The 24,324-nt window shown below is 72.2% G+C and carries 23 protein-coding genes; 14 read left to right on the top strand and 9 right to left on the bottom strand.

The features are described 5' to 3' along the window. Positions 1-7: 7 nt before the first annotated feature. A complete protein-coding gene (locus tag ACIGXP_RS10885; RefSeq protein WP_399766615.1) occupies positions 8-913 on the bottom strand; it encodes an aminoglycoside phosphotransferase family protein in 906 nt (301 codons plus the stop codon). Between the two features lie 247 nt (positions 914-1,160). Between ACIGXP_RS10885 and ACIGXP_RS10880 the strand changes: the two genes are divergently transcribed. From ACIGXP_RS10880 to ACIGXP_RS10870, 3 genes are all read left to right on the top strand, one after another. After that, positions 1,161-2,564 (top strand): DUF2252 domain-containing protein, encoded by a 1,404-nt coding sequence (locus ACIGXP_RS10880; protein WP_363215857.1) that lies wholly within the window; start codon positions 1,161-1,163, stop codon positions 2,562-2,564. Positions 2,565-2,795: 231 nt separating this feature from the next. Further along, complete coding sequence (locus tag ACIGXP_RS10875; protein WP_399766613.1) at positions 2,796-3,602, top strand: hypothetical protein; 807 nt, start codon at positions 2,796-2,798, stop codon at positions 3,600-3,602. Positions 3,603-3,671: 69 nt separating this feature from the next. Further along, the gene (locus ACIGXP_RS10870) at positions 3,672-4,001 is read left to right on the top strand and encodes a rhodanese-like domain-containing protein (protein WP_363215858.1); all 330 of its coding nucleotides are present in this window, start codon (positions 3,672-3,674) and stop codon (positions 3,999-4,001) included. A gap of 204 nt (positions 4,002-4,205) precedes the next feature. On the opposite strand, the gene ACIGXP_RS10865 is transcribed toward ACIGXP_RS10870, so the two are convergent. The 6 genes from ACIGXP_RS10865 to paaA form a co-directional block, all read right to left on the bottom strand. After that, positions 4,206-5,348 carry an acyl-CoA dehydrogenase family protein gene (locus ACIGXP_RS10865; RefSeq protein WP_399766610.1) on the bottom strand — a complete coding sequence of 381 codons (1,143 nt, stop codon included), beginning with the start codon at positions 5,346-5,348 and terminating at the stop codon, positions 4,206-4,208. Between the two features lie 158 nt (positions 5,349-5,506). Continuing rightward, the gene (locus tag ACIGXP_RS10860; protein WP_399766607.1) at positions 5,507-6,571 is read right to left on the bottom strand and encodes a 2Fe-2S iron-sulfur cluster-binding protein; all 1,065 of its coding nucleotides are present in this window, start codon (positions 6,569-6,571) and stop codon (positions 5,507-5,509) included. Further along, positions 6,571-7,098, bottom strand: coding sequence for a 1,2-phenylacetyl-CoA epoxidase subunit PaaD (gene paaD, locus ACIGXP_RS10855; RefSeq protein WP_399766604.1), 528 nt, complete (start codon positions 7,096-7,098; stop codon positions 6,571-6,573). Before paaD ends, ACIGXP_RS10860 begins: the two co-directional genes overlap by 1 nt. Beyond that, positions 7,092-7,823 (bottom strand): 1,2-phenylacetyl-CoA epoxidase subunit PaaC, encoded by a 732-nt coding sequence (gene paaC, locus ACIGXP_RS10850; RefSeq protein WP_399766602.1) that lies wholly within the window; start codon positions 7,821-7,823, stop codon positions 7,092-7,094. Before paaC ends, paaD begins: the two co-directional genes overlap by 7 nt. Continuing rightward, positions 7,820-8,107: a 1,2-phenylacetyl-CoA epoxidase subunit PaaB gene (gene paaB, locus ACIGXP_RS10845; RefSeq protein WP_014673816.1), complete on the bottom strand. Its 288-nt coding sequence runs from the start codon at positions 8,105-8,107 to the stop codon at positions 7,820-7,822. Before paaB ends, paaC begins: the two co-directional genes overlap by 4 nt. Further along, on the bottom strand, positions 8,104-9,141 hold the full coding sequence (paaA, locus tag ACIGXP_RS10840; protein WP_399766597.1) for a 1,2-phenylacetyl-CoA epoxidase subunit PaaA: 1,038 nt from the start codon (positions 9,139-9,141) through the stop codon (positions 8,104-8,106). Before paaA ends, paaB begins: the two co-directional genes overlap by 4 nt. Before the next feature lie 624 nt (positions 9,142-9,765). On the opposite strand from paaA, the gene ACIGXP_RS10835 reads away from it, so the two are divergent. From ACIGXP_RS10835 to ACIGXP_RS10825, 3 genes are read left to right on the top strand one after another with little or no spacing between them, the layout of a single operon-like run. Next, positions 9,766-10,464: a DUF5819 family protein gene (locus tag ACIGXP_RS10835; RefSeq protein WP_399766594.1), complete on the top strand. Its 699-nt coding sequence runs from the start codon at positions 9,766-9,768 to the stop codon at positions 10,462-10,464. Continuing rightward, positions 10,461-11,756 (top strand): HTTM domain-containing protein, encoded by a 1,296-nt coding sequence (locus ACIGXP_RS10830; RefSeq protein ID WP_399766591.1) that lies wholly within the window; start codon positions 10,461-10,463, stop codon positions 11,754-11,756. Before ACIGXP_RS10835 ends, ACIGXP_RS10830 begins: the two co-directional genes overlap by 4 nt. Further along, complete coding sequence (locus ACIGXP_RS10825; RefSeq protein WP_363215820.1) at positions 11,753-12,508, top strand: TrmH family RNA methyltransferase; 756 nt, start codon at positions 11,753-11,755, stop codon at positions 12,506-12,508. The genes ACIGXP_RS10830 and ACIGXP_RS10825 overlap by 4 nt, the downstream gene beginning before the upstream one ends. Here ACIGXP_RS10825 and paaN read toward each other — a convergent pair. Further along, entirely contained in the window at positions 12,505-14,196 is a 1,692-nt protein-coding gene (gene paaN / locus ACIGXP_RS10820; RefSeq protein WP_399766587.1) for a phenylacetic acid degradation protein PaaN, read from the bottom strand. The genes ACIGXP_RS10825 and paaN overlap by 4 nt on opposite strands. Before the next feature lie 160 nt (positions 14,197-14,356). On the opposite strand from paaN, the gene ACIGXP_RS10815 reads away from it, so the two are divergent. Both ACIGXP_RS10815 and ACIGXP_RS10810 read left to right on the top strand, forming a co-directional pair. Next, the gene (locus tag ACIGXP_RS10815; RefSeq protein WP_399766583.1) at positions 14,357-15,874 is read left to right on the top strand and encodes a 3-hydroxyacyl-CoA dehydrogenase; all 1,518 of its coding nucleotides are present in this window, start codon (positions 14,357-14,359) and stop codon (positions 15,872-15,874) included. Next, positions 15,871-16,458 (top strand): TetR/AcrR family transcriptional regulator, encoded by a 588-nt coding sequence (locus ACIGXP_RS10810; protein ID WP_399766580.1) that lies wholly within the window; start codon positions 15,871-15,873, stop codon positions 16,456-16,458. The genes ACIGXP_RS10815 and ACIGXP_RS10810 overlap by 4 nt, the downstream gene beginning before the upstream one ends. Positions 16,459-16,523: 65 nt before the next feature. On the opposite strand, the gene ACIGXP_RS10805 is transcribed toward ACIGXP_RS10810, so the two are convergent. Beyond that, complete coding sequence (locus ACIGXP_RS10805; RefSeq protein ID WP_399767237.1) at positions 16,524-17,006, bottom strand: Lrp/AsnC family transcriptional regulator; 483 nt, start codon at positions 17,004-17,006, stop codon at positions 16,524-16,526. Between the two features lie 190 nt (positions 17,007-17,196). On the opposite strand from ACIGXP_RS10805, the gene pdhA reads away from it, so the two are divergent. The 6 genes from pdhA to ACIGXP_RS10775 all read left to right on the top strand — a co-directional run bounded on the left by pdhA (position 17,197) and on the right by ACIGXP_RS10775 (position 24,226). Further along, entirely contained in the window at positions 17,197-18,351 is a 1,155-nt protein-coding gene (pdhA, locus tag ACIGXP_RS10800; RefSeq protein ID WP_399766577.1) for a pyruvate dehydrogenase (acetyl-transferring) E1 component subunit alpha, read from the top strand. Beyond that, complete coding sequence (locus tag ACIGXP_RS10795; protein ID WP_399766574.1) at positions 18,348-19,352, top strand: alpha-ketoacid dehydrogenase subunit beta; 1,005 nt, start codon at positions 18,348-18,350, stop codon at positions 19,350-19,352. Before pdhA ends, ACIGXP_RS10795 begins: the two co-directional genes overlap by 4 nt. Further along, positions 19,352-20,755, top strand: a complete 1,404-nt coding sequence (locus ACIGXP_RS10790; RefSeq protein WP_399766571.1) for a dihydrolipoamide acetyltransferase family protein — start codon at positions 19,352-19,354, stop codon at positions 20,753-20,755. Before ACIGXP_RS10795 ends, ACIGXP_RS10790 begins: the two co-directional genes overlap by 1 nt. Before the next feature lie 95 nt (positions 20,756-20,850). Next, positions 20,851-21,750, top strand: a complete 900-nt coding sequence (locus ACIGXP_RS10785; protein WP_399766568.1) for an NTP transferase domain-containing protein — start codon at positions 20,851-20,853, stop codon at positions 21,748-21,750. Next, positions 21,750-23,105, top strand: coding sequence for a molybdopterin molybdotransferase MoeA (locus ACIGXP_RS10780; protein WP_399766565.1), 1,356 nt, complete (start codon positions 21,750-21,752; stop codon positions 23,103-23,105). The genes ACIGXP_RS10785 and ACIGXP_RS10780 overlap by 1 nt, the downstream gene beginning before the upstream one ends. A 140-nt stretch (positions 23,106-23,245) precedes the next feature. Beyond that, complete coding sequence (locus tag ACIGXP_RS10775; RefSeq protein WP_399766562.1) at positions 23,246-24,226, top strand: NAD(P)H-quinone oxidoreductase; 981 nt, start codon at positions 23,246-23,248, stop codon at positions 24,224-24,226. The last annotated feature ends 98 nt before the right edge of the window (positions 24,227-24,324 follow it).

Here is a 24,324-nt window from a genome sequence, read left to right as displayed (position 1 = left end):
GGGGCGGTCAGCTGCCGGCCAGGGCGATGAGGAACCCGGTTTCCGCGTCCTCCCGTCGCGCGCAGATCCTGGGTATCGCAATGAGGGGGGACAGAGCCCGGCACCAGCCCCTCACCCGATCGGGAGACTGGCCAGGAACCATCTCCGCCAGTTTCTCGATCCTTCCTTCCAGCACGTCGAGATCCAGGACGCCATCGAGTACCCAGTCCACAGCGTCGAAGTCCGGGTCGCCCCACGCGGGCCTCGGATCGATCGCCACCATGCGGGCGCCCGGACCGGACAACGCGTTGGCCGGGTGCAGATCCCCGTGCACCAGGCCCACGGGCCCGGTGGCGGCAAGTTCGAGGGCCGCCTCCCGAGCCCGGACCAGTGCCGCCGAGGTGAACAGACCGCTCCTGTCCGCTGCCGCCAGCATGCTCTCCGCCAGCCCGAACAGGAAGTCGACCCGGTGCGACAGAGGTTTCAGCACCGAGTGCTCTCCTGGCGTGACAGGAGCGGCCCGAAGCTCCCTCAGCAACGCCGCGGCGTCGGACAACTTCCAGGGAAGCTGCTTCACAGGCACTCCCGGCTCCACGTTCTGGAGCAACAGCGCCCCGTGGCTGAGATCTTGTGCCAGCAAAGTGACAACGGACGGCGTTTCCACCCAAGCCCGCAGGGCTTCGGCCTCCTCGCCCGCAATCGTGTGATCCGGCGTAAGTTTCAGCCACACGGAGGCACCGGTGTCACGCTTCACACAGCGGAACACCCGTGAGGTGCCTCCCCCACCCGCCGTCCCGACATCCAGCCCCCAGCGAGCGGTGAGTTCGCCGACGAGAGCGGGCAACTCGTCACACCAGGCGAGCACCTCAGGTCCGAACCGGACAACCAGCCGGTCCCTGACATCCGGTGTGACATGGACCAAGTCTCTCAACACACACCCCGCAGTCGGCCGATACCGACCAAGACTAGTGAACGGGCCCGACCGCGGGAGCATCCACGAGGCGAGCGGCTCGACGTGCGGCCGGACAGTCCTCGACCCGACACGCACCCGTCCGTACTGCGGACCACTGTCCACAGGGCCTGACGCGTTCCGGACGCCGGCTGTACGGTCTGCACGAGTTGATGTTCGTGCCGAAGGGCGTACGGGGGAGGCGGTCGCAGTGACCGGAACAGGTGGGGACATGGTCGCGGACGGGCAGATGCGCCGACTGCCGCAGATACGCGGATTCGCCCCGTGGCCGCGGCACGGCTCGCCCAAGGAAGAGGGCAAGGCGCTGCGGACGAGCGTGCCGCGCGCCGCGCACCGCATGCTCGACCTGGACGCCTCCCGCCCCGACGCGGTGAGCGCGGTCACCGCGTCCAACGCCGGCCGCATCCCCGAACTGACCCCCATCCGCGTCGGACGGATGGCGGCCACCCCGTTCGCCTTCCTGCGCGGCTCGGCCGGACTCATGGCCTACGACCTGGCCCGCACGCCCACGACCAGGATCCGCACCCAGATATGCGGAGACGCGCACGCGGCCAACTTCGGCCTGTACGGCGACCCCCGCGGCGACCTCGTCATCGACCTGAACGACTTCGACGAGACCGTGCACGGCCCCTGGGAATGGGACCTGAAGCGGCTCGCGGCCTCCCTGGTGCTCGCCGGACGAGAAGCCGGCGCCGACGAGGACACCTGCCACGCCGCCGCGCGGGACGCGGCCGGCGCCTACCGCCGCACCATGCGGCTGCTGGCCAAGCTGCCCGTCCTCGACGCGTGGAACGCCATCGCCGACGAGGAACTGGTCTCCCACACCGACGCCCACGATCTGCTCGGCACCCTGCAGCGCGTCTCGGAGAAGGCCCGCGCCAACACCAGCGGCCGGTTCGCGGCGAAGTCGACCGAGGCGGCGGCGGACGGCGGACGCCGGTTCGTGGAGGCACCGCCGGTCCTGCGCCGCATCCCCGACGCCGAGGCCCACGCCGTCGCCGCGTCCCTGGAGGAGTACCTGACGACCCTCTCCGAGGACCGCCACCCCCTGCTCGCCCGGCACGCGGTGCACGACGTGGCCTTCCGGGTCGTCGGCACCGGCAGCGTCGGCACCCGGTCCTACGTCGTGCTCCTCCTCGACCACCGTGAGCAGCCGCTGGTGCTCCAGGTGAAGGAGGCCCGGCCCTCCGCGCTCCTCCCCCACCTGGCCACGGCCGGATTCGAGGCGCCGCCGGCGCAGCACGAGGGCCGCCGGGTGGTCCTCGGGCAGAAGCGCATGCAGGTCGTCAGCGACATCCTGCTCGGCTGGACCACCGTCGACGGGCGCCCCTTCCAGGTGCGCCAGTTCCGCAACCGCAAGGGCAGCGTCGACCCCGCCGCCCTCGCCGCCGACCAGATCGACGACTACGGCCGCATGACCGGCGCACTGCTGGCCCGCGCCCACTCCCACAGCGCCGACCCGCGGCTGATCGCCGGGTACTGCGGCAAGAACGAGGAACTGGACGAGGCGACAGCCGCCTTCGCCGTCGCCTACGCCGACCGCACGGAGGCGGACCACACCGAACTCGTCAAGGGCATCCGGGAGGGGCGCATCGCGGCGGAGCTGGGCGTTTAGGCGGGGCCAGGGGCGCGGGGGAGGCCGGTGCGGGCCCTGGCCGGGAGCGGGCGGGGCGGGACTGCAGCGCCCCGAAGGAGGACGGGGCCGGTGCCGGCACGCGGCTCCGCCCCGACGGGGCCTTCCCGGGGCATGGCGAAGCCGAGAACCTGAGGGAGCGAACGCCCACAACCCACCCGCATCCCGACCGCACCCCCTACGGCGAGATTCCGCATCCCCTACCCTGTTCGCGTGACGACCCCGGAAGCCGATCAGGCCCCGCGGCCCGAGGAACGGCTCGAGCAGGCCGTACGGGCCGCCGAGCAGGCGTTGATCGAGTACGAGATCGCCGTCGAGACGTTCCGTGTCGAGATCGAGAACTTCTCCCGGCTGCACGAGCAGAGACTCGGCCCGCTCTACGCCCGCATCGAGGAGCTGGACGCCGAGATCGCCGAGGCCAAGGCCGCCCGCACCGGCGACCCGGAGGACATCCGCCGCGCCGAGGAGGCCCGCGCCCGGGTGATGCCGATCCCCGGCGTGGAGGAACTGCTGCACGGCTGGATGGACGGCCAAGGCCTCTTCCCGGAAGCCGCCGCCATGCTGACCGACCAGGCCGTACGGCCCCCGCAGCGGGTACGGCCCAGCGAAGAGGCCCGCAAGCTCTACCGCGAGCTGGCCCGCAAGTCCCACCCCGACCTCGCACAGGAGGAAGAGGAACGCCGCCGGCGTGAGGAATTCCTCACCCGCCTCAACGCCGCCTACGCCCGAGGTGACGAGGCACTGCTGAAAGAGCTGGCCGAGGAATGGGCCGCCGGCCCGGTACCGCTCGAGCGGCGCCCGAGCCCCGCCGAGGAGCTGTACGCCCGCCTCGAATGGCTCGCCCAGCGCAAGGAGCTGCTCACCCTCGTCGCCCGCGAACTGGAAGAGGGCGCGATCGCCGGCATGCTCCGGCTCGCCCCGGACGACCCCGACGGACTGCTCGACGAGATCGCCGCCAGGCTGCACGCCGACATCGCCCAGCGGGAGGCGGAACTGGCAGCCCTGCACGAGCAGGGCTGAGCCGCACCGTGGTTCCCGCCCCCTCCGGGACCTTCGGGTAGCGTCGGAGACATGAATTTCGCAGCTCGTGTGCCCACGGTCGACATCACGGACCTCAAGGACGGCGACTTCCTGCTGGACGTCCGCGAGGACGACGAGTGGCAGGCGGGCCACGCCGAGGGAGCACTGCACATCCCCATCAGCGAGTTCGTCGCCCGCTACGGCGAGCTGACCGACGCCGCCCCGCAGGACGGCCGCGTCCACGTCATCTGCCGCTCCGGCGGCCGCTCGGCCCAGGTCACCATGTATCTGGTCCAGCAGGGCATCGACGCGGTGAACGTCGACGGCGGCATGCAGGTCTGGCAGGCCGCGGGCCGCCCGGTGATCACCGACGACGGCCGGCCCGGCTTCGTGCTGTAGCTCGTCCCGGTGGCCGGCCCGCTTTGGGGCTGCAGTCCCGTTCCGGTGGCCGGCCCGGTTTCGGGCTGTCGTGTTTTGTGGTGGCTTGTCTGGCTTCGTGCTGGGGTGTGTTTCGGCGTCCGGCCTGGTTTCGTCCTGTGGCTCGCCCCTGCGGCCGGTCCGGCCACGTGCTGCAGCTCGACCCGGTGGCGCTTGGCCGCGCGGTCAGCCCAGCGGGTGGGCGGCCAGCAGATCCCCGAGCCTCTCCTCGTGCGCCGCCGCCGGGCCGAGCGCCAGCTCCAGGTGCTTGGCCCAGGCGTGATAGCGGTGCAGCGGACAGTCGGTGTCGGCACCGAACCCGCCGTGCAGATGCTGCGCCGTCTGCACCACCCGGCGTACCCCCTCCGCCGCCCAGATCTTCGCCACCGCGACATCCCCGGCCGCGGGCAGCGCGCCCGGTGCCCCCGAGGCGATCCGCCAGGCGGCCTGCCAGAGCGTGGCCTCCATGGCACGCAGATCGATGTACCGGTCCGCGGCCTGCACGGCCACCGCCTGGAAGGTCGCGATCGGATACCCGAACTGCTCCCGCTTGCCGGTGTACTCGGCGGTCATGCGCAGCACCCGCTCGCCCAGACCGAGCGCCAGCGCGCAGGTGCCGGTGGCGAGCAGCGCATGCAGCCACTCCCAGGCGCCGTCGGCCTCGATGACCTCGCCCGCCTCGACCCGTACCGATGCGAGCCGCAGTTCGGCCAGCCGCTCCCCGCTGGTGGACACCTGCTCGGCGAGGACCACTCCGTCCCGCTCGCGCGGTACCAGCGCGAGGACCGTCCGGTCGGCGGCCGTGCCCTCCACGTGGGCCGGAACGACGACGAGGTCCGCGTCGTACGCCCACGGCACCGCCGTCTGCACCCCGTCCAGCACCCAGGCCGAGCCCTCCCGCCGTGCACCGACGGCCAGTTCGGCCGAGTCATGGCCACTGCGGCCGTTCGCCGCGACGGTCAGCACCAGCTCGCCCCGCCCGGCCCGGGCCAGCAGGCGCTCCGTCAACTCCGCAGTGCCGTAGCTCTGTACGGCTGCCGCCGCCGCACTGTGCTCCAGCAGCGGCACCCGGGCGAGGACCTTGGCGGACTCGCGCAGCACCAGGCACAGCGCGATCGCGTCCAGACCGGAACCGCCATGTGCCTCGTCGAGCAGCAGACTCAGCAGGTCCGCCCCGGCCAGCCGGGACCACAGCTCCCGGTCGAAGCCCTCGGCCACGGCCCCCGTGGTGAGCGCCGGGCTGGGCACCCCGTCCGGCACCACGCCGGCGAACACCCCGCGCGCCGCCTCGGCCGCCGCCCGCTGCTCCTCGGTGAAGGTGAAGTCCACGGCCTGTCCCTCCGACGGTGCGGTTTCTGACGGGGCGTCAAGATAGAACAGGTTCTAGGAGAAGGGAACGGTGCGGAGTCGCTGTGTTTCCTGGGGGCCCCTCCCTCCCCCTCCCCACCCCTCCCCACGCTCCCCGCATGGCCGCCCCCGTGCAGGCCTCAGCGGTCGAAGTCCAGCTCCACCTGCTCCGTCAGCGGATGCGACTGGCAGGCCAGTACATATCCGGCTTCCGTCTCTTCCGCTTCCAGTGCGAAGTTGCGGTCCATGCGGACCTCGCCGGAGACCAGGAAGGCACGGCACGTCCCGCACACCCCACCCTTGCAGGCGTAGGGGGCGTCGGCGCGGTTGCGCAGGACCGTCTCCAGCAGGGACTCGCCCTCCTGCACCGGCCAGGTGCCACCGCGTCCGTCGAGCCGGGCGGTGACGGTGCTGTGCGCGGGCGTCCGGACGGTGGCGGCCGACGGCGAGCCCGCGTCCACATGGAAGATCTCCTGGTGGATACGGGACCGGTCCACGCCCAGCTCGCGCAGCGCCTTCTCCGCGCCCTGCACCAGCCCGAACGGCCCGCACAGGAACCAGCCCGCGACCTCCCCGACCGGCAGCAGCGCGGGCAGCAGCCCGGTGAGCCGCTCCCGGTCGAGCCTGCCGGACGGCAGGCCCGCCTGCTGCTCCTCGCGGGAGAGCACGGTCACCAGCTGAAGCCGCTCGGGGTAGCGGTCCTTCAGGTCGGCGACCTCCTCCAGGAACATCGTGGAGGCGGCCGTGCGGTCGCTGCGTATCAGGCAGAACCGGGACGCCGGCTCGCGCGCCAGCAGCGTGGCGACGATGGACAGCACCGGGGTGATGCCGCTGCCGCCGACGACCGCGGCGTACAGCCCCGGCGCCGGGTCCAGGGTGAAGCGGCCGGCCGGGGTCATCACCTCCAGCTCGTCGCCGACGTTGATCTCCTTCAGCGCGTAGGTGGAGAACGCCCCTCCTTCCACCAGCCGCACGCCCACTCTCAGGCTGTCCGGGCCCGCGCCGGCCGGGTCGGGGGCGGGGGAGCAGATCGAGTACGTGCGCCGGATCTCGGTGCCGTCGACCTGTCGGCGCAGCGCCAGGTGCTGTCCGGCCGTGTGCCGGTACTCCTCGCGCAGACCGGGTGGGACGGTGAAGGTCAGGGCGACGGAGTCGTCGGTGATCCGGTCGACCGCGGCCACCGGGAGCGGGTGGAAGCGCGCCATCACAACTCCTTGAAGTGGTCGAACGGTTCACGGCAGGCAAGGCAGCGGCGCAGGGCCTTGCACGCGGTGGAGGAGAATCTGCTCAGCAGCTCGGTGTCGGCGAATCCGCAGTGCGGACAGCGGACCGGTTCGGCCTCGGCCGCGTGCGTGCGGGTCGGGCCGAGGGTCAGCGGAACCGGGCCGGAGTCGCTGCGTACGCGCGGGGGAGCGATGCCGAACTCCTGGAGTTTGCGCCGTCCTTCGGGGCTGATGTCGTCGGTCGTCCAGGCCGGTGTGAGCACCGTGCGGACCGTGACCTCGCGCATGCCGTGGGCCCGCAGTACCCGTTCGATGTCCACGCTCATCGCCTCGATGGCGGGGCAGCCGGTGTAGGTGGGGGTCAGATCGACCTCGGCCGTGTCGTTGCCGTGGAGACGCACCGCACGCACCACGCCCAGCTCCTGGAGTGTGAGCACCGGCAGTTCGGGGTCGGGCACCGAGCCGGCCAGCTCCAGCAGCTCTGTCTCCAGGTGGGTGGCGGTCACCATGACGCCCCCGGGTGACTGCGGTGCAGATGCTGCATCTCGGCGAGCATCCGTCCGAACGGCTCGGTGTGCAGGCCCTGCCGGCCGGCACCGGCCGACCAGGCACCGGTGCGCGGGCCCTCGGGGAGGGGGAGGGTCGCCCGGGTGAGGATGTCCGTGACGGACTCCTGCCAGCGTGCGTCCAGGCCGGCCCAGTCGGCGTCGAGGCCCTCCACCGGCTGGAACATCTCACCGGTGAACCTCCACAGCGCCTCGCAGGCGCGACGCATCCGCTCGTGGCTGGTCTCTGTGCCGTCACCGAGGCGGAGCGTCCACTGCTCGGCGTGGTCGCGGTGGTAGGCGACTTCCTTGACCGCCTTGGCGGCGAGGGGTGCGAAGGGGCCGTCGGCCGAGGCGAGTTCGGTGTAGAGCAGCTGCTGGTAGGTGGAGAAGTACAGCTGGCGGGCGATCGTGTGGGCGAAGTCGCCGTTCGGCTGCTCGACCAGCTGGAGGTTGCGGAAGGCGCGCTCCTCGCGCAGGTAGGCGAGTTCGTCCTCGTCGCCGGCCAGGGACAGCAGTACTCGGGCCTGCCCGAGCAGGTCGAGGGCGATGTTGGCGAGGGCGACCTCCTCCTCCAGGACGGGGGCGTGCCCGGCCCATTCCCCCAGCCGGTGGGAGAGCACGAGGGCGTCGTCGCCGAGGGCGAGGGCGGCGGTCACCGGGACGGTGGCGGGTCCGGTGGCGGTCACAGGTGCTTCACCCCTTCCGGGATCTCGTAGAAGGTGGGGTGCCGGTAGGGCTTGTCGGCGGCCGGTTCGAAGAACGGGTCCTTCTCGTCCGGTGAGGACGCGGTGATCGCGGCGGCCGGGACGACCCAGATCGACACGCCTTCGCCGCGGCGGGTGTACAGATCGCGGGCGTTGCGCAGGGCCAGCTCCGCGTCGGGGGCGTGCAGGCTGCCGGCGTGGGTGTGGGAGAGGCCGCGCCGGGAGCGCACGAAGACCTCCCACAGGGGCCAGTCGGTGGTGCTCATGCTCGCTCCGCTCCTGTCTCGTGTCCTGCCTCACCGGTGCCGTTGGTGCCGCCGGTGTGCTTGGCCGCGTAGGCGGCGGCCGCTTCGCGCACCCATGCGCCCTCGGCGTGGGCGCGCCGGCGCTGGGTGATCCGCTGTTCGTTGCACGGACCGTTGCCCTTGAGGACCTCCCAGAACTCCGTCCAGTCGATCGGGCCGAAGTCGTAGTGGCTGCGTTCCTCGTTCCACCGCAGGTCCGGGTCGGGGAGGGTGAGGCCCAGGGACTCGGCCTGGGGGACGCAGATGTCCACGAAGCGCTGGCGCAGCTCGTCGTTGGAGTGGCGCTTGATCTTCCATTGCATCGACTGCGCCGAGTGCTGGGACTCGTCGTCGGGCGGGCCGAACATCATCAGCGAGGGCCACCACCAGCGGTCGACTGCGTCCTGTGCCATCGCGTGCTGTTCCGGGGTGCCCTTGCTCAGGGCCAGCAGCAGTTCGTAGCCCTGGCGCTGGTGGAAGGACTCCTCCTTGCAGATCCGCACCATCGCGCGGGCGTACGGGCCGTAGGAGCAGCGGCACAGCGGCACCTGGTTGGTGATCGCGGCGCCGTCCACCAGCCAGCCGATCGCTCCGACGTCGGCCCAGGTCAGCGTCGGGTAGTTGAAGATGGAGGAGTACTTCTGGCGGCCGTTGTGCAGCTTGTCGAGCAGTTCGTCGCGGCTGGTGCCGAGGGTCTCGGCCGCGCTGTACAGATACAGGCCGTGGCCGGCTTCGTCCTGGACCTTGGCCATCAGGATCGCCTTGCGCCGCAGGGAGGGGGCGCGAGTGATCCAGTTGGCTTCCGGCTGCATGCCGATGATCTCGGAGTGGGCGTGCTGCGCGATCTGGCGGACCAGCGTGGCGCGGTAGGCGTCGGGCATCCAGTCGCGGGGCTCGATGCGTTCGTCTGCGGCCACGGCCGCGTCGAAGGCGTGCTGGTAGGCCGCCCTGTCGACGGTGTCCGGTGCGCCGTCCGCCGTCGTGCGGGCGGTGCGCTGCGCGGCTGCTGTGGCCATGCGGTCCCCCTTGACCTAGGGCTCTTCGGTGAACCTTCCCGACCGATCGTTCGGTCCGTGCGAAATCAATGGTGTGCCGGGCCGCCGTGGAGTGTCAACCGCTGTGGAAAACTCGGAGGGCGGCCTGTGGACAAGGGAGTGGCAGGGCGGGTACGGCCCGGCAGTGGCGCGGTACCGCGTGGCGAGGACCACGGCCGGTGGCCCGTACCCGGGGCTGCGCCCGGTGGCCGGGGCTGAGTACCGTTCCGTGGACGCCGAGAGTGGCGTACGTGAATCATGGGGTGTTCATGGCACGCGCCGCATCACGGAGCTGGGCCACTGAGCCGAACGACTGATCCGAGACGGGGACGGGGCGGAATGGACGCGTACGACGAGGACCCGGGGGCCCGACCGGGGCCCAGCGGGCCGGCGGGGGCGCGTCTCCCGGAGAAATCCCCGGCCGCCGACTCGCCGGCCGACGTCAGTGCCCCGGACGATGCGGGTGCGCCGGCCCGGGAGGGCGCGGCGGCGGACGACGTCTCGCGCGACGCGGACAGCGCGCAGTCGGCCCGGGCGGCGCGCGGAGGGCGAGAGGTCGCAGCCGCCCTGCCTTCTCAAAGGTCTCAAAGCTCTCGGGGGAACCACATGGTTCTGCCGGCCAAGTCGTCCGCTGCCACGCCGCCGCCCCCTGCCTCCCGTACCGGCGTGGCCGCCCTCTCCCCCCGCTATCAGGTCGTCGCGGCGCTGGTGCTCGCGGTGGTCGGTGTCGCCGCCTGTGTGCATGTGCTGATGGTCTTTCTCAGCCTTGCCCCCGCGAACACGGTCACCAAGCAGCACGGCAAGGCGGTGGAACAGTGGGTGTACCCGGAGTTCGAGCAGAACTGGAAACTGTTCGCTCCGAACCCGCTGCAGCAGAACGTCGCCGTCCAGGTGCGGGCGGAGGTGCGGATGAAGGACGGCAGCCTGCGCACCACCGGCTGGAGCGACCTGTCCGCGCAGGACGGCGCCGCCATCGACGGCAACCCGGTGCCCAGCCACACCCAGCAGAACGAGCTGCGCCGTGCCTGGGACTTCTTCGCCGCCACGCACACCGCCGACAACCGTCCCGTCGGTATGCGCGGTTCCCTCTCCGAGCAGTACGTGCGCCGGATCGTCGTGATGCGCCTGTACCGGACCGATCCGATCAGCCGGGACGGCGTCATCCAGCGGGTGCAGGTCCGTTCCAGCACCACGAACGTGCAGCCGCCCGCCTGGAGCCGTGAGCGGGTGTCCGACAAACCGGTCTACCGCATAGTGCCCTGGTGGACGGTGCCCGCCGACGAGGCCGCCGGAGGTGTGCGGTGAACCGGTTCTCGCTGAGCTTCTCGCGCGGGATCGCCCGCGTCACCGGGGCGGCCCTGGGGCCGTACCAGAGCGCGGTGATACGCATCGGGTTCGCCGGGACCTGGCTGCTGTTCCTGCTGCGCGAGTTCCCCCACCGCCAGGAGCTGTACGGCCCGGCCGGGCCGTGGGGCTGGAACCTCGCCAAGGAGCTGACCGCCGACAACCACGCCTTCACGGCTCTGCTGTGGTCCGACGGGCAACTGTGGTTCGAGTGCTTCTACGCGCTGGCGATCCTCGCCAGCGCGGCGCTGGTGCTCGGCTGGCGTAGCCGGACGGCATCCGTGCTGTTCATGGTGGGTGTGCTGTCGCTGCAGAACCGCAGCGTCTTCGTCGGTGACGGCGGCGACAACGTGCTGCACCTGATGGCCTTGTATCTCGTGTTCACACGGTGTGGACAGGTGTGGTCCCTGGACGCGCGGCGGGCGGCGCGGGCCGGGGCGGCACGCGCGCGTGGGGAGCGGGTTTCCGCCGACCGGACGGGGCCGGTGCTGTGGGCGGTGCTCGGCCTGGCGCTGCTCCTGGCGACGTTCACCGGCCGGTTCGACAACGGCCGGCTGATCCCGGCGCTGCTGTGGACGGCCTGGGCCGTGCTCGGCCTGTGGTGGGCCGTCGGCCGCTGGGCGAAGTCCCCCGAGCCGCGGATGCTGCTGGACGTCATCGCCAACGTCCTGCACAACGGCGCCCTGTTCGTGATCATGGCGGAGGCCTGTCTGATCTACGCGACGGCCGGCTGGTACAAGATCCAGGGCTCGCGCTGGCAGGACGGCACCGCCGTCTACTACCCCCTCCACCTGGACTACTTCTCGCCCTGGCCCCGACTCGCCGATCTGATGTCCTCCAGCGGCACGATCATGATGGCCGCCGCCTACGGCACGGTCATGGTGCAGGTCGCCTTCCCGTTCACCCTGTTCAACCGTCGGGTCAAGAACGTCCTGCTGGTGGTGATGATGCTCGAGCACGCGGTGATCGCGGTCGTCCTCGGGCTGCCGTTCTTCTCGCTGGCGATGATCACCGCCGACGCGGTCTTCCTTCCCACGTCTTTCCTGCGCCGGCTGGGCGCGCTGGTGGCAGGCGCGCGTGCGCGGATCGTCCGGCGTGGCGACCGTACGGTGCCCGCGCCCCGCTCCTCCGAAGAGACGCCCGAAGAGACGACCCAGGAGACACCCGAAGAGGCGCCCGAGGGGAGCGCGCGAGGCCGATCGGAGTCCCCCAGCGCGACCGCAGCCGAGCGTGGGGGAGGGTTGACCGCATGACCGATCCGCTGATCCGCTGGCGCGAGCACGCCGGTGCCGCCGTGCTGCTCGACGGCTTCCATGCCCTCAAGCACGCGCTGCGCTTCGGGGCCCAGGTCCCGGTGGCGGTCACCACCGACCGGCGGGCCGCGCTCGCCCTCGCCGGTGAGCTGGCCGAAGACGTGCGGGACGCGCTGGACGCGCTCCTCGTGGAGGTGCCGGCCCAGGCGTACGCCTCCCTTGTCCCGCGGCCCCACCCGACCGGCGTGGCCGCACTCGCCGTACGGCCGTCACGCGAGGCCAACCTGCGTGCGCTGGCCCGCACTCCGCGCACCGCGCCGGTCGTGGTCCTGGACAACCCCCGCAATCTGGGCAACGCCGGTGCCGTGATCCGGCTGGCCGCAGGTTTCGGGGCGACCGGAGTGGTCACCACGGGCACGCTCGACCCCTGGCATCCCACGGTGGTCCGCGGCGGCGCCGGCCTGCACTTCGCGACCGCCGTGGAACGCCTCGACGTCGACGAGCTGCCGGCCGGGCCGCTGTTCGCGCTCGACCCGGAGGGCGAGGACATCCGCGGCAGCAAGCTGCCCGACGACGCCGTGCTGGCGTTCGGCTCGGAGCGCAGCGGACTGTCGGCCGAGCTGCGCGCGCGTGCCGACCATCTGCTGGCGCTGCCGATGCGCCCCCAGGTCTCCAGCTACAACCTCGCCACCAGCGTGGCGATGACGCTGTACCACTGGAGCGCCACCGGGGGCGCGGTCCCGGCTCCCTAGGCCTCCCGGCGCACCTCGACCACCCGGAACCGGTTCGCCACGAACGCGCCGTCGCACAGCGCGGCGTTCGCCGCCGGGTTGCCGCCCGAGCCGTGGAAGTCGGAGAACGCAGCCGTCTGGTTGACGTACACCCCGCCGGTCAGGTTGAGCGACAGCTGGGCCGCCTCCTCCAGGCACACCTCTTCCACGGCCTGCTCGACCTCGGGGTCGGTGGTGTAGGCGCCGACCGTCATCGCGCCCTTCTCGCGGACCGTGCGGCGCAACAGCTCCACCGCATCGGTCACCGAGTCGACGGCGACGGCGAAGGAGACCGGGCCGAAGCACTCGCTCATGTAGGCGGCCTCGTCGTCCGGCTTGGCGCCGTCCAGCTTGACGAGAACGGGGGTGCGGACCACCGCGTCCGGGAACTCCGGGTTGGTGATCTCGCGGGAGGCCAGGGCGACTTCACCGAGGCCGGAGGCGGCTTCCAGGCGGGCCTTGACGTCGGGGTTGACGATGGCGCCCAGCAGCGCGTTCGCGCGCGTGTCGTCACCGAGCAGGCCGTCGACCGCGCGGGCGATGTCGGCGCTGACCTCGTCGAAGGTCTTGGGGCCCTGCTCGGTCCGGATGCCGTCCCGGGGGATCAGCAGGTTCTGCGGGGTGGTGCACATCTGGCCGCTGTACAGGGACAGCGAGAACGCCAGGTTGGACAGCATGCCCTTGTAGTCGTCCGTGGAGTGCACGATCACCGTGTTGACGCCGGCCTTCTCGGTGTAGACCTGCGCCTGGCGGGCGTTGGCCTCCAGCCAGTCGCCGAAGGACGTCGACCCGGTGTAGTCGATGATCCGGATCTCGGGGCGGGTGGCGAGGGTCTTGGCGATGCCCTCGCCGGGGCGCTCGGCGGCCAGCGCCACCAGGTTCGGGTCGAAGCCGGCCGCGGCGAGTACATCCCGGGCCACCTGCACGGTCAGCGCGAGCGGCAGCACCGCGCGCGGGTGCGGCTTGACCAGGACCGCGTTGCCCGTCGCCAGGGAGGCGAACAGGCCCGGATAGCCGTTCCAGGTCGGGAAGGTGTTGCAGCCGATGACCAGGCCGATGCCGCGCGGCACCGGCGTGAACTGCTTGCTGAGGACGAGCGGGTCGCGCTTGCCCTGCGGCTTGTTCCACTCCGCGGTCCCGGGCGTGCGGACCTGCTCCGCGTACGCGTACGCCACCGCCTCCAGGCCGCGGTCCTGGGCGTGCGGGCCGCCCGCCTGGAACGCCATCATGAACGCCTGGCCGCTGGTGTGCATGACCGCGTGCGCGAACTCGTGCGTCCGGTCGCTGATCCGCTTGAGGATCTCCACGCAGACCGCGGCCCGCAGTTCGGCGCCCGCGTCCCGCCAGGCCCGCTGCCCGGCCTGCATCGCCGGCAGCAGAGTGTCGATGTCCGCGTGCGGGTAGGTCACGCCCAGCTCGATGCCGTACGGCGAGACCTCACCGCCCACCCAGTCGTCCGTGCCGGGCTGGCCGAGGTCGAGGCGGGTGTTCAGCAGGGCGTCGAAGGCGGCCTTGCCCGCCGCCGCGTCCAGGCTGCCGTTCTCGCCGTAGGCCTTGGGATGCTCCGGGTGCGGGGACCAGTACGCGCGCGTACGGATCGCTTCCAGCGCCTGGTCCAGGGTGGGCCGGTGCTTGGCGATCAGCTCGTGCACGGTCAGTTCGGCGGCCATACGGGACCAACTCCTCGTCTGGAGAACTCTTCGTCGAGTTCATCGGCCTGGCAGAAAGAGCAGCGGGATGGGACGGTCAGAGCTAGAGTAACCGAACGATCGGTCGGGACAAGGGGGTCCGCCGCATCTGTGGAAAACGTCGTGCGGGAGGATCGCGCACATGACAGCACTCGACCTCAGCAGCCCCGTGGCCGTCGTCGGCACCGGCACCATGGGCCAGGGCATCGCCCAGGTCGCGCTGGTCGCCGGCCATCCCGTGCGGCTGTACGACGCCGTCGCCGGGCGCGCCCGGGACGCGGCCGCAGCGATCGGCGCCCGCCTCGACAGGCTCGCGGAAAAGGGAAAAATCACCGGCGCCGCCCGGGACGCGGCCCGCGCCCGCCTCGATCCGGCGGAAAGCCTTGCGGAGCTGGCGGACTGCGGGCTCGTCGTCGAGGCCGTTCTGGAGCGGCTGGACGTCAAACAGCAGCTCTTCGGTGAGCTGGAGAACATCGTCGCCGAGGACTGTCTGCTCGCCACCAACACCTCCTCGCTGTCGGTGACGGCCATCGGCGGCGCCCTGCGTCATCCCGGCCGCTTCGTGGGCCTGCACTTCTTCAACCCGGCGCCGCTCATGCCCCTGGTCGAGGTCGTCTCCGGGTTCGCCACCGACGTCACGTCGGCCACACGCGCGTACGAGACCGCCCGGGCCTGGGGCAAGACCCCGGTGGCCTGCGCCGACACCCCGGGGTTCATCGTCAACCGGATCGCCCGGCCGTTCTACGCCGAGGCCTTCGCCGTCTACGAGGCCCAGGCCGCCGACCCTGCCACCATCGACGCGGTCCTGCGCGAGTCCGGCGGCTTCCGGATGGGCGCCTTCGAGCTGACCGACCTGATCGGGCAGGACGTCAACGAATCCGTGACCCACTCCGTGTGGCAGTCCTTCTTCCAGGACGTGCGCTTCACCCCGTCCCTGGCCCAGCGACGGCTGGTGGAGTCCGGCCGCCTCGGCCGCAAGACCGGGCACGGCTGGTACGACCACGCCGAAGGCGCCGAGCGGCCCGAGCCGCACACCGCCGACAAGGAGCAGCCGCCCGCGTACGTCGTCGCCGAGGGCGGCCTCGGCCCCGCGGCCGAGCTGCTCGCGCTGATCCGCGAGGCGGGCATCCAGGTCCGCGAGGAGGACGAGGACAACGGCACCCGTCTGGTGCTGCCGAGCGGTGGCCAGCTGGTCCTCGCCGACGGACAGACCTGCGTGGAGTTCCGGGACGTCGTCTACTTCGACCTCGCCCTGGACTACCGCACGGCCACCCGCGTCGCACTGTCCGCCTGCCACGACACCTCGCCCCGGACCCTCGCCGAGGCCACCGGCCTCTTCCAGGCCCTCGGCAAGGACGTCAGCGTCATCGGCGACGTCCCCGGCATGATCGTCGCGCGCACGGTCGCCCGGATCATCGACCTCGCCCATGACGCCGTCGCCAAGGGCGTGGCCACCGAGGAGGACGTCGACACGGCCATGCGCCTCGGGGTGAACTACCCGCTCGGCCCCTTCGAGTGGGACCGCAGGCTCGGCCGCGAGTTCGCCTTCGACGTCCTGGACGAGATGCACGAGCGCGACCCCTCCGGACGTTACGCACCCTCCCTCGCGCTCTACCGTCACGCGTACGCCATCGAAGACAAGCGGGAGGGCACCTCATGACCACGGCCAGGCGCGACACGTACACGCCCGAGACGCTGCTCTCGGTGGCCGTGCGGGTCTTCAACGAGCGCGGCTACGACGGCACCTCGATGGAGCACCTGTCCAAGGCGGCCGGCATCTCCAAGTCGTCGATCTACCACCACGTCAGCGGCAAGGAAGAGCTGCTGCGCCGGGCGGTCAGCCGTGCCCTCGACGGCCTGTTCGCCATCCTGGACGAGGAGCACGCGTGCGTGGGGCGGCCCGTCGACCGGCTGGAGCACGTCGTGCGCCGCATGGTCGAGGTGCTCATAGGCGAGCTGCCGTACGTGACACTTCTGCTGCGCGTGCGCGGCAACACCGCGACCGAGCGGTGGGCGCTGGAGCGGCGGCGCGACTTCGACCACCGGGTCGCGGAACTGCTGAAGGCCGCGGCGGCCGACGGGGACGTACGCGGCGACATCGAGGTCCGCCTGGCCACCCGGCTGGTCTTCGGAATGATCAACTCGATCGTGGAGTGGTACCGGCCGGACCCGCGGGGCGCCGACGACCGCGAGGTGGCCGACGCGGTGGTCCGGCTGGTCTTCGCGGGCCTCAAACAGAGCTGACCCGCACACCTCCTGTCACGCTCCCGGCGCACCTTTCCCCTCACGTCTCCGGCGCCCCCTTCTCCTTACGCCTCCGGCTCCAGGTCCTCCTCCTCGAACACCAGCAGCGTGCGGGTGCTCAGGACCTCGGGGATCGCCTGGAGCCGGGTGAGGACCAGCTCGCGCAGCGCCCTGTTGTCCGGCGTGTGCACCAGCAGCAGTACGTCGAAGTCGCCGCCCACCAGGGCGATGTGGGAGGCGCCGGGCAGCTGTCTGAGCTGCTCGCGGACCGTTCGCCAGGTGTTCTGGACGATCTTCAGCGTGATGTACGCCGACGTTCCGTGGCCCGCCCGCTCATGGTCCACACGCGCGCTGAACCCGCGGATGACGCCGTCCTCGACGAGCCGGTTGATCCGCGCATAGGCGTTGGCGCGTGAGACGTGGACGCGTTCGGCGACGGACCGTATCGAGGCGCGGCCGTCCGCCTGGAGGATCTTCAGGATGTCCTGGTCGATGGCGTCCAGCGGCCGCGGCTGCAGCGGGGCGCCGTTCTGCGGTCCGTCGGCCATTTGTTCAGCTGCCATTGCCCCCCGCTCCCTCGCCGTGGACGTCCTGCGTTCATTGCAGGCTGTGGAGAACCGTTTGTCCACAGCCTGGAGGTGCCTGTAGCCAAAATGTGCCGACGACCGAACAATCGGTTGGTGAGGCGCCTCACAGCCGACGCGCCTCCCGTAGCCGCTCCCACGAGGAGGTGCCGTCATGACGGTTCTGGAGCAGCGGGGCGCGTACCGGCCTTCGCCGCCGCCCGCCTGGCAGCCCCGTATGGACCCCGCGCCGCTGCTGCCCGACGCCGAGCCCTACCGCGTCCTCGGCACGGAGGCGGCCGCCAAGGCCGACCCGGACCTGCTGCGCCGGCTGTACGCCCAGCTGGTGCGCGGCCGCCGCTACAACACGCAGGCCACCGCGCTCACCAAGCAGGGCCGCCTCGCCGTCTACCCCTCCAGCACCGGCCAGGAGGCCTGCGAGGTCGCCGCCGCGCTGGCGCTCGAAGAGCGCGACTGGCTCTTCCCCAGCTACCGGGACACCCTCGCCGTCGTCGCCCGCGGCGTGGACCCCGTCGAGGCCCTCACCCTGCTGCGCGGCGACTGGCACAGCGGCTACGACCCCCGCACCCACCGCGTGGCCCCCCTCTCCACCCCGCTGGCCACCCAGCTCCCGCACGCCGTCGGCCTTGCGCACGCCGCCCGCCTCAAGGGCGACGACGTGGTGGCGCTCGCGCTGGTCGGCGACGGCGGCACCAGCGAGGGCGACTTCCACGAGGCGCTGAACTTCGCGGCCGTCTGGCAGGCGCCGGTCGTCTTCCTCGTGCAGAACAACGGCTTCGCCATCTCCGTCCCGCTCGCCAAGCAGACCGCCGCGCCTTCGCTGGCCCACAAGGCCGTCGGATACGGCATGCCGGGCCGGCTGGTCGACGGCAACGACGCGGTGGCCGTGCACGAGGTCCTCAGCGACGCGGTACGGCACGCGCGCGCGGGCGGCGGACCGACCCTGGTGGAGGCGGTGACGTACCGGATCGACGCCCACACCAACGCGGACGACGCCACCCGCTACCGCGGCGACGCCGAGGTCGAGGCCTGGCGCGCCCACGACCCGATCCACCTGCTGGAAACCGAGCTCACCGCGCGCGGGCTGCTCGACGAGGCCGGGAGGGAGGCCGCCCGGCAGGACGCCGAGGCGATGGCCGCCGACCTGCGCGAACGCATGAACCGCGACCCCGAACTGAACCCCATGGACCTCTTCGACCACGTCTACGCCGAGACCACCGCCCAGCTGCGCGAACAGCGCGCCCTGCTCCGGGCCGAGCTGGAGGCCGAGCAGGAGCCGCACGGCGCACAGGAAGGCGGTGCCCGATGACGACCGTCGCCGTCAAGCCCGCCACCATGGCGCAGGCCCTCACGCGCGCCATGCGCGACGCGATGGCCGCCGACCCGGCCGTGCACGTCATGGGCGAGGACGTCGGCACCCTCGGCGGTGTCTTCCGGGTCACCGACGGCCTCGCCAAGGAGTTCGGCGAGGACCGCTGCACCGACACCCCGCTCGCCGAGGCAGGCATCCTCGGCACCGCCGTCGGCATGGCCATGTACGGCCTGCGCCCGGTGGTGGAGATGCAGTTCGACGCGTTCGCCTACCCGGCGTTCGAGCAGCTCATCAGCCATGTCTCCCGGATGCGCAACCGCACCCGCGGCAGGATGCCCCTGCCGATCACCGTCCGCGTCCCCTACGGCGGCGGCATCGGCGGCGTCGAGCACCACAGCGACTCCTCCGAGGCCTACTACATGGCCACCCCGGGCCTGCACGTGGTCACGCCCGCGACCGTCGCCGACGCCTACGGCCTGCTGCGCCAGGCCATCGCCTCCGACGACCCGGTCGTCTTCCTGGAGCCCAAGCGGCTGTACTGGTCCAAGGACACCTGGAACCCCGAGCAGCCCACGGACGTCGAGCCCATCGGCCGCGCGGTGGTGCGCCGCCCCGGCAGCAGCGCCACGCTCATCACCTACGGCCCCTCCCTGCCGGTCTGCCTGGAGGCCGCCGAGGCCGCGCAGGCCGAGGGCTGGGACCTGGAAGTGGTCGACCTGCGCTCGCTGGTGCCGTTCGACGACGAGACGGTCTGCGCGGCCGTGCGGCGCACCGGGCGTGCGGTCGTCGTCCACGAGTCCACCGGGTTCGGCGGACCGGGCGGCGAGATCGCGGCCCGGATCACCGAGCGCTGCTTCCACCACCTGGAGGCGCCGGTGCTGCGCGTGGCCGGCTTCGACATCCCCTACCCGCCGCCCATGCTGGAGCGGCACCACCTGCCCGGCGTCGACCGCATCCTGGACGCCGTGGCCCGGCTGCAGTGGGAGGCCGAGGGCTGATGGCACAGGTGCTGGAGTTCAAGCTTCCCGACCTCGGTGAGGGACTCACCGAGGCGGAGATCGTCCGCTGGCTGGTCCAGGTCGGCGACGTCGTCGCCGTCGACCAGCCGGTCGTCGAGGTCGAGACGGCCAAGGCGATGGTCGAGGTGCCCTGCCCCTACGGCGGTGTCGTCACCGCCCGCTTCGGCGAGGAGGGAACCGAACTTCCGGTCGGCGCACCGCTGCTGACGGTGGCCGTGGGCGAACCGGCCGCGGACGCCGAGCCGCAGGGGTCCGGCAACGTCCTGGTCGGATACGGCACCTCGGAGACACCGGCCCGGCGCCGGAGGGTACGGCCGGCGCAGTCGGTGACGGGCGCCGCGAACGGCAGCACCGGCGCGGACCGCGCGCGGACGGGGCGACCGGACGGAACCGCGGCCTTCGCGGGTACGGGACCCGACGGGACGGGCCACGTGCGCGTGCGTGCACTCCACGCCGAGGGTCCGGTGCCCGTGATCTCCCCGCTGGTGCGCCGGCTGGCCCGCGAGGGCGGTGTCGACCTGCGGCAGCTGGCGGGCTCCGGCCCGGACGGGCTGATCCTGCGCGCGGATGTCGAGGACGCCCTGCGGACCAGGGCGGTCCTGGGCAGCCGTACGGCCGAGGCGCCCACCACGACGGCGCACAGGCCCGCCGCGGCACTGCCGGAACCCGCCGCCGCTTCGGGCGCGCGCGCCGCAGGCATCCGCATCCCCCTCAGGGGCGTGCGCGGGGCCGTCGCCGACAAGCTCTCCCGCAGCCGCCGGGAGATCCCGGACGCCACCTGCTGGGTCGACGCGGACGCGACCGAACTCATGCGTGCCCGTGCCGCGATGAACGCCGCGGGAGGGCCGAAGATCTCCCTGCTCGCGCTGCTCGCCCGCATCTGCACGGCCGCGCTCGCCCGGTTCCCGGAGCTGAACTCCTACGTCGACGCCGAGGCCCGCGAGGTCGTCCAGCTCGACCATGTCCACCTGGGGTTCGCCGCACAGACCGAGCGCGGGCTCGTCGTACCGGTCGTGCGGGACGCCCACGCGCGGGACGCCGAGTCGCTGACCGCCGAGTTCGCCCGGCTCACCGAGGCGGCCCGCGACGGAAAGCTGACCCCCGGGGAACTCACCGGCGGCACCTTCACGCTGAACAACTACGGGGTCTTCGGCGTCGACGGCTCCACGCCGATCATCAACCACCCCGAGGCGGCCATGCTCGGCGTCGGCCGGATCGTCCCCAAACCGTGGGTCCACGACGGGGAGCTGGCCGTGCGCCAGGTCGTCCAGCTTTCGCTCACCTTCGACCACCGGGTGTGCGACGGCGGCACAGCCGGCGGATTCCTGCGGTACGTGGCGGACTGTGTGGAACACCCGGCGGTGCTTCTGCGCACGCTGTGACGCACGCGGGGCCCGTGAGGCAGGCCCCGCGGAAGGTACGACGGCAGCTGGGGGCGGCAGATACAAGCAGGGTCTCCTCAAGACATACTCGGGGGGTGACCGACAACGCCCTCGCCGCCCCCGGGACGCCGGTGCCGTACGACGCCGTCGTGCTGGCCGGCGGCGCCGCCCGGCGGCTCGGCGGGGCCGACAAACCCGGGCTGCGGGTCGGCGGCCGGGCGCTGCTCGACCGCGTCCTCACAGCCTGCGCGGGCGCCCGTACGACCGTCGTGGTGGCCGACCGACGGCCCACCGCGCGGCCGGTGCGCTGGGCGCGCGAGGAGCCGCCCGGCGCCGGACCGGTCGCCGCGCTGGCGGCCGGCCTGCGGCTCACCACTGCCGGGCACACCGTCGTCCTCTCCGCCGACCTGCCCTTTCTCCGGCAGGACACGCTGCGGCGCCTGCTGGCCGCCCTGTGCGGCACCGGAACCGACGGCGCGCTGCTGACCGACGCCGACGGCCGCGATCAGCCGCTCGTGGCCGCCTACCGCACCGCCGCGCTCCGCCGCGAGCTGGCCGCCCTCTCGGCCGGCCCGGACGGCCTGACCGGCCTGCCCCTGCGCCGGCTGACCGGCGGCCTCCGCCTCACCCGCGTCCCGGACCCGCTGGCGTCCTTCGACTGCGACACCTGGGACGACATCGCCGACGCCAGGGCACGCATCAGGGAGCATGGGCACGTGCTGGATGAATGGATTTCCGCAGTCAAGGATGAACTGGGTATCGACCTGGACGTCGACACCGGCGTCCTGCTCGACCTGGCCCGGGACGCCGCGCACGGTGTGGCCCGCCCCGCCGCCCCGCTGACCACCTTCCTCGTCGGTTACGCCGCGGCCCAGGGCAAGGGAGGCCCCGAGGCCGTCGCCGAGGCCGCACGCAAGGCGACGGCGCTCGCGCTGCGCTGGGAAGAGGAGAACAACCAAGGCGACAGCGGGGGCCCGAGCGCCCCGGACGCCTGATGACCGCCCCCGGAACGCGGGCCGGAGCGTCCGCCGAGTACAGCGACGACCTCGATGTCGAGGAGGCCCTGGCCCTGGTGAGGGAAGCGAAGGACGACCACGGGAGCCAGGGCCAGGTGCCCGCCCCGCCGCCTGACGCACACGGCGAGCGGCATCGGGCCACCCCCTGGCCCCAGGCCCGCGAGATCGCCGCTCGCGCCGCCCGCGCCCGCGTCCGCCCGGCCCCCGTCACCGTGCCGCTCGCCGACGCCCTCGGCCTCGCCCTGGCCGCCCCTCTCAACGCGCTGACCGACCTGCCCTCCTTCGACACCTCCGCGATGGACGGCTGGGCGGTCGCCGGACCCGGCCCCTGGGACGTACGGGACGAGGGAGTGCTCGCCGGGCATGCACAGCCCGTGCCGCTCACCGACGGCGACGCGGTGCGCATCGCGACCGGTGCCCGTATCCCGGCCGACACCACGGCTGTCCTGCGCAGTGAGCACGGCCGGATCGACGCTCAGGGCCGGCTCCATGCGACCCGGGAGATGGCGCACGGCCAGGACATCCGCCCGCGTGCCCAGGAGTGCCGCAGCGGTGACCAGTTGCTGCCCCTCGGCACCGTGGTCACCCCTGCCGTCCTGGGCCTGGCCGCGGCGGCCGGATACGACACCGTCACCGCCGTACCGCGTCCGCGTGCCGAAGTCCTTGTGCTCGGCGACGAATTGCTGACCGAGGGCCTGCCGCACGACGGGCTGATCCGGGACGCACTCGGCCCCATGCTGCCGCCTTGGCTGCGCGCGCTCGGCGCCGAAGTCGTCGCGGTGCGCCGGCTCGGTGACGACGCCGAAGCCCTGCACCGGGCCGTCACCGGCTCCGACGCCGACCTCATCGTCACCACCGGTGGAACAGCGGGCGGCCCGGTCGACCACGTCCATCCCATCCTGGAACGCATCGGCGCCGAACTCCTCGTCGACGGTGTCAAGGTGCGGCCCGGCCACCCCATGCTGCTGGCCCGCACCAGGGACAACCAGCACCTCGTCGGTCTGCCCGGCAACCCCCTTGCGGCCGTCTCCGGCCTGCTCACGCTCGCCGAGCCGCTGCTGCGCACGCTCGCCGCCCACCCGGCCCCCGAGCCGTACACGCTGCCCCTCCGGGAGGCGGTCCAGGGGCATCCGTACGACACCCGGCTCATCCCCGTGGTACTGCGTGGTGACCTTGCCGTACCGCTGCACTACAACGGTCCGGCGATGCTCCGTGGCATCGCCGCGGCGGACGCGCTGGCCGTCGTCACGCCGGGCGGGGCCCGGCAGGGCGAGGAGGCGGAGTTGATCGATCTGCCCTGGGCGGCGGCCGGAATCGGGGTGTGTTTCACGTGAAACAGCCGGTTATGACCAGCCGGCCGTCGCCCCCCTTCAGCTGATCGACCGGCTCGTCACGATCAACCGTGCGACCCCCGGCGCCGGGAGCGAGCGGGTCTGCTCCCAGGACGCCATGGGTGGGGAGTAGCGTCACGCACATGCATGCGATCACGATTCCTGAACCTGGTGGTCCCGAGGCGCTGGTGTGGGCGGAGGTCCCCGACCCGGAGCCCGGCGAGGGCGAGGTGCTGGTCGAGGTGGTGGCCAGCGCCGTCAACCGCGCCGACGTCATGCAGCGGAAGGGCTTCTACGACCCGCCGCCCGGCGCCTCCCCCTACCCGGGCCTGGAGTGCTCCGGCAGGATCGCCGCGATCGGCCCCGGTGTGTCCGGCTGGGCCGTCGGCGACGAGGTGTGTGCGCTGCTCGCGGGCGGCGGTTACGCCGAGAAGGTCGTCGTACCGGCCGGTCAGCTGCTGCCCGTGCCCGAGGGCATCGACCTCAAGCAGGCGGCCGCGCTGCCCGAGGTGGTCTGCACGGTCTGGTCCAACGTGTTCATGATCGCCCATCTGCGGCCCGGCGAGACGCTGCTCGTGCATGGGGGATCCAGCGGCATCGGGACCATGGCCATCCAGCTCGCCAAGGCCGTCGGGGCCAAGGTCGCGGTGACGGCCGGTACGAAGGAGAAGCTGGAGCGCTGTGCCGAGCTGGGCGCGGACATCCTCATCAACTACCGCGAGCAGGACTTCGTCGCCGAGATCAAGCAGGCCACCGGGGGTGCGGGGGCCGATGTGATCCTCGACAACATGGGGGCGAAGTACCTGGACCGCAATGTCCAGGCGCTCGCCGTCAGCGGACGCCTCGCGATCATCGGTCTGCAGGGCGGGGTCAAGGCCGAGTTGAACATCGGCGCGCTCCTCGGCAAGCGGGCCGCGATCAGTGCGACCTCGCTGCGTGCGCGGCCGCTGAGTGAGAAGGCGGCAATTGTGGCTGCGGTGCGGGAGCATGTGTGGCCGTTGATTGCCGGGGGGCATGTCCGGCCGGTTGTGGACCGGGAGCTGGCGATGCCGGAGGCGGCTGAGGGGCACCGGGTGGTGGAGGAGAGCGGCCATGTCGGCAAGGTGCTGCTGGTGACGCCATAACGCCGGGGTGCTGGTACGGAGCCCAGTGCTGCGGTCGGCGAGGGGCGGGTTTCGCTTGCCCGCGCCGGCCGGGTGCTGCTGCGGTGCGCCTGTGCTGC

Source organism: Streptomyces sp. NPDC053069 (assembly GCF_044546895.1).
Lineage (GTDB): Bacteria > Actinomycetota > Actinomycetes > Streptomycetales > Streptomycetaceae > Streptomyces.
This window is presented reverse-complemented; position numbering and strand designations above follow the sequence as displayed.

Excerpts from the sequence above, each read along its gene's own strand:
- ACIGXP_RS10795 (WP_399766574.1), top strand. The coding sequence starts at position 18,348 with ATGACGACCGTCGCCGTCAAGCCCGCCACCATGGCGCAGGCCCTCACG.
- ACIGXP_RS10835 (WP_399766594.1), top strand. The coding sequence starts at position 9,766 with ATGGTTCTGCCGGCCAAGTCGTCCGCTGCCACGCCGCCGCCCCCTGCC.
- ACIGXP_RS10775 (WP_399766562.1), top strand. The coding sequence starts at position 23,246 with ATGCATGCGATCACGATTCCTGAACCTGGTGGTCCCGAGGCGCTGGTG.
- ACIGXP_RS10790 (WP_399766571.1), top strand. The coding sequence starts at position 19,352 with ATGGCACAGGTGCTGGAGTTCAAGCTTCCCGACCTCGGTGAGGGACTC.
- ACIGXP_RS10825 (WP_363215820.1), top strand. The coding sequence starts at position 11,753 with ATGACCGATCCGCTGATCCGCTGGCGCGAGCACGCCGGTGCCGCCGTG.
- ACIGXP_RS10780 (WP_399766565.1), top strand. The coding sequence starts at position 21,750 with ATGACCGCCCCCGGAACGCGGGCCGGAGCGTCCGCCGAGTACAGCGAC.
- paaB (WP_014673816.1), bottom strand. The coding sequence starts at position 8,107 with ATGAGCACCACCGACTGGCCCCTGTGGGAGGTCTTCGTGCGCTCCCGG.
- ACIGXP_RS10860 (WP_399766607.1), bottom strand. The coding sequence starts at position 6,571 with ATGGCGCGCTTCCACCCGCTCCCGGTGGCCGCGGTCGACCGGATCACC.
- paaD (WP_399766604.1), bottom strand. The coding sequence starts at position 7,098 with ATGGTGACCGCCACCCACCTGGAGACAGAGCTGCTGGAGCTGGCCGGC.
- ACIGXP_RS10880 (WP_363215857.1), top strand. The coding sequence starts at position 1,161 with ATGGTCGCGGACGGGCAGATGCGCCGACTGCCGCAGATACGCGGATTC.
- ACIGXP_RS10810 (WP_399766580.1), top strand. The coding sequence starts at position 15,871 with ATGACCACGGCCAGGCGCGACACGTACACGCCCGAGACGCTGCTCTCG.
- ACIGXP_RS10815 (WP_399766583.1), top strand. The coding sequence starts at position 14,357 with ATGACAGCACTCGACCTCAGCAGCCCCGTGGCCGTCGTCGGCACCGGC.
- paaN (WP_399766587.1), bottom strand. The coding sequence starts at position 14,196 with ATGGCCGCCGAACTGACCGTGCACGAGCTGATCGCCAAGCACCGGCCC.
- ACIGXP_RS10805 (WP_399767237.1), bottom strand. The coding sequence starts at position 17,006 with ATGGCCGACGGACCGCAGAACGGCGCCCCGCTGCAGCCGCGGCCGCTG.
- paaA (WP_399766597.1), bottom strand. The coding sequence starts at position 9,141 with ATGGCCACAGCAGCCGCGCAGCGCACCGCCCGCACGACGGCGGACGGC.
- pdhA (WP_399766577.1), top strand. The coding sequence starts at position 17,197 with ATGACGGTTCTGGAGCAGCGGGGCGCGTACCGGCCTTCGCCGCCGCCC.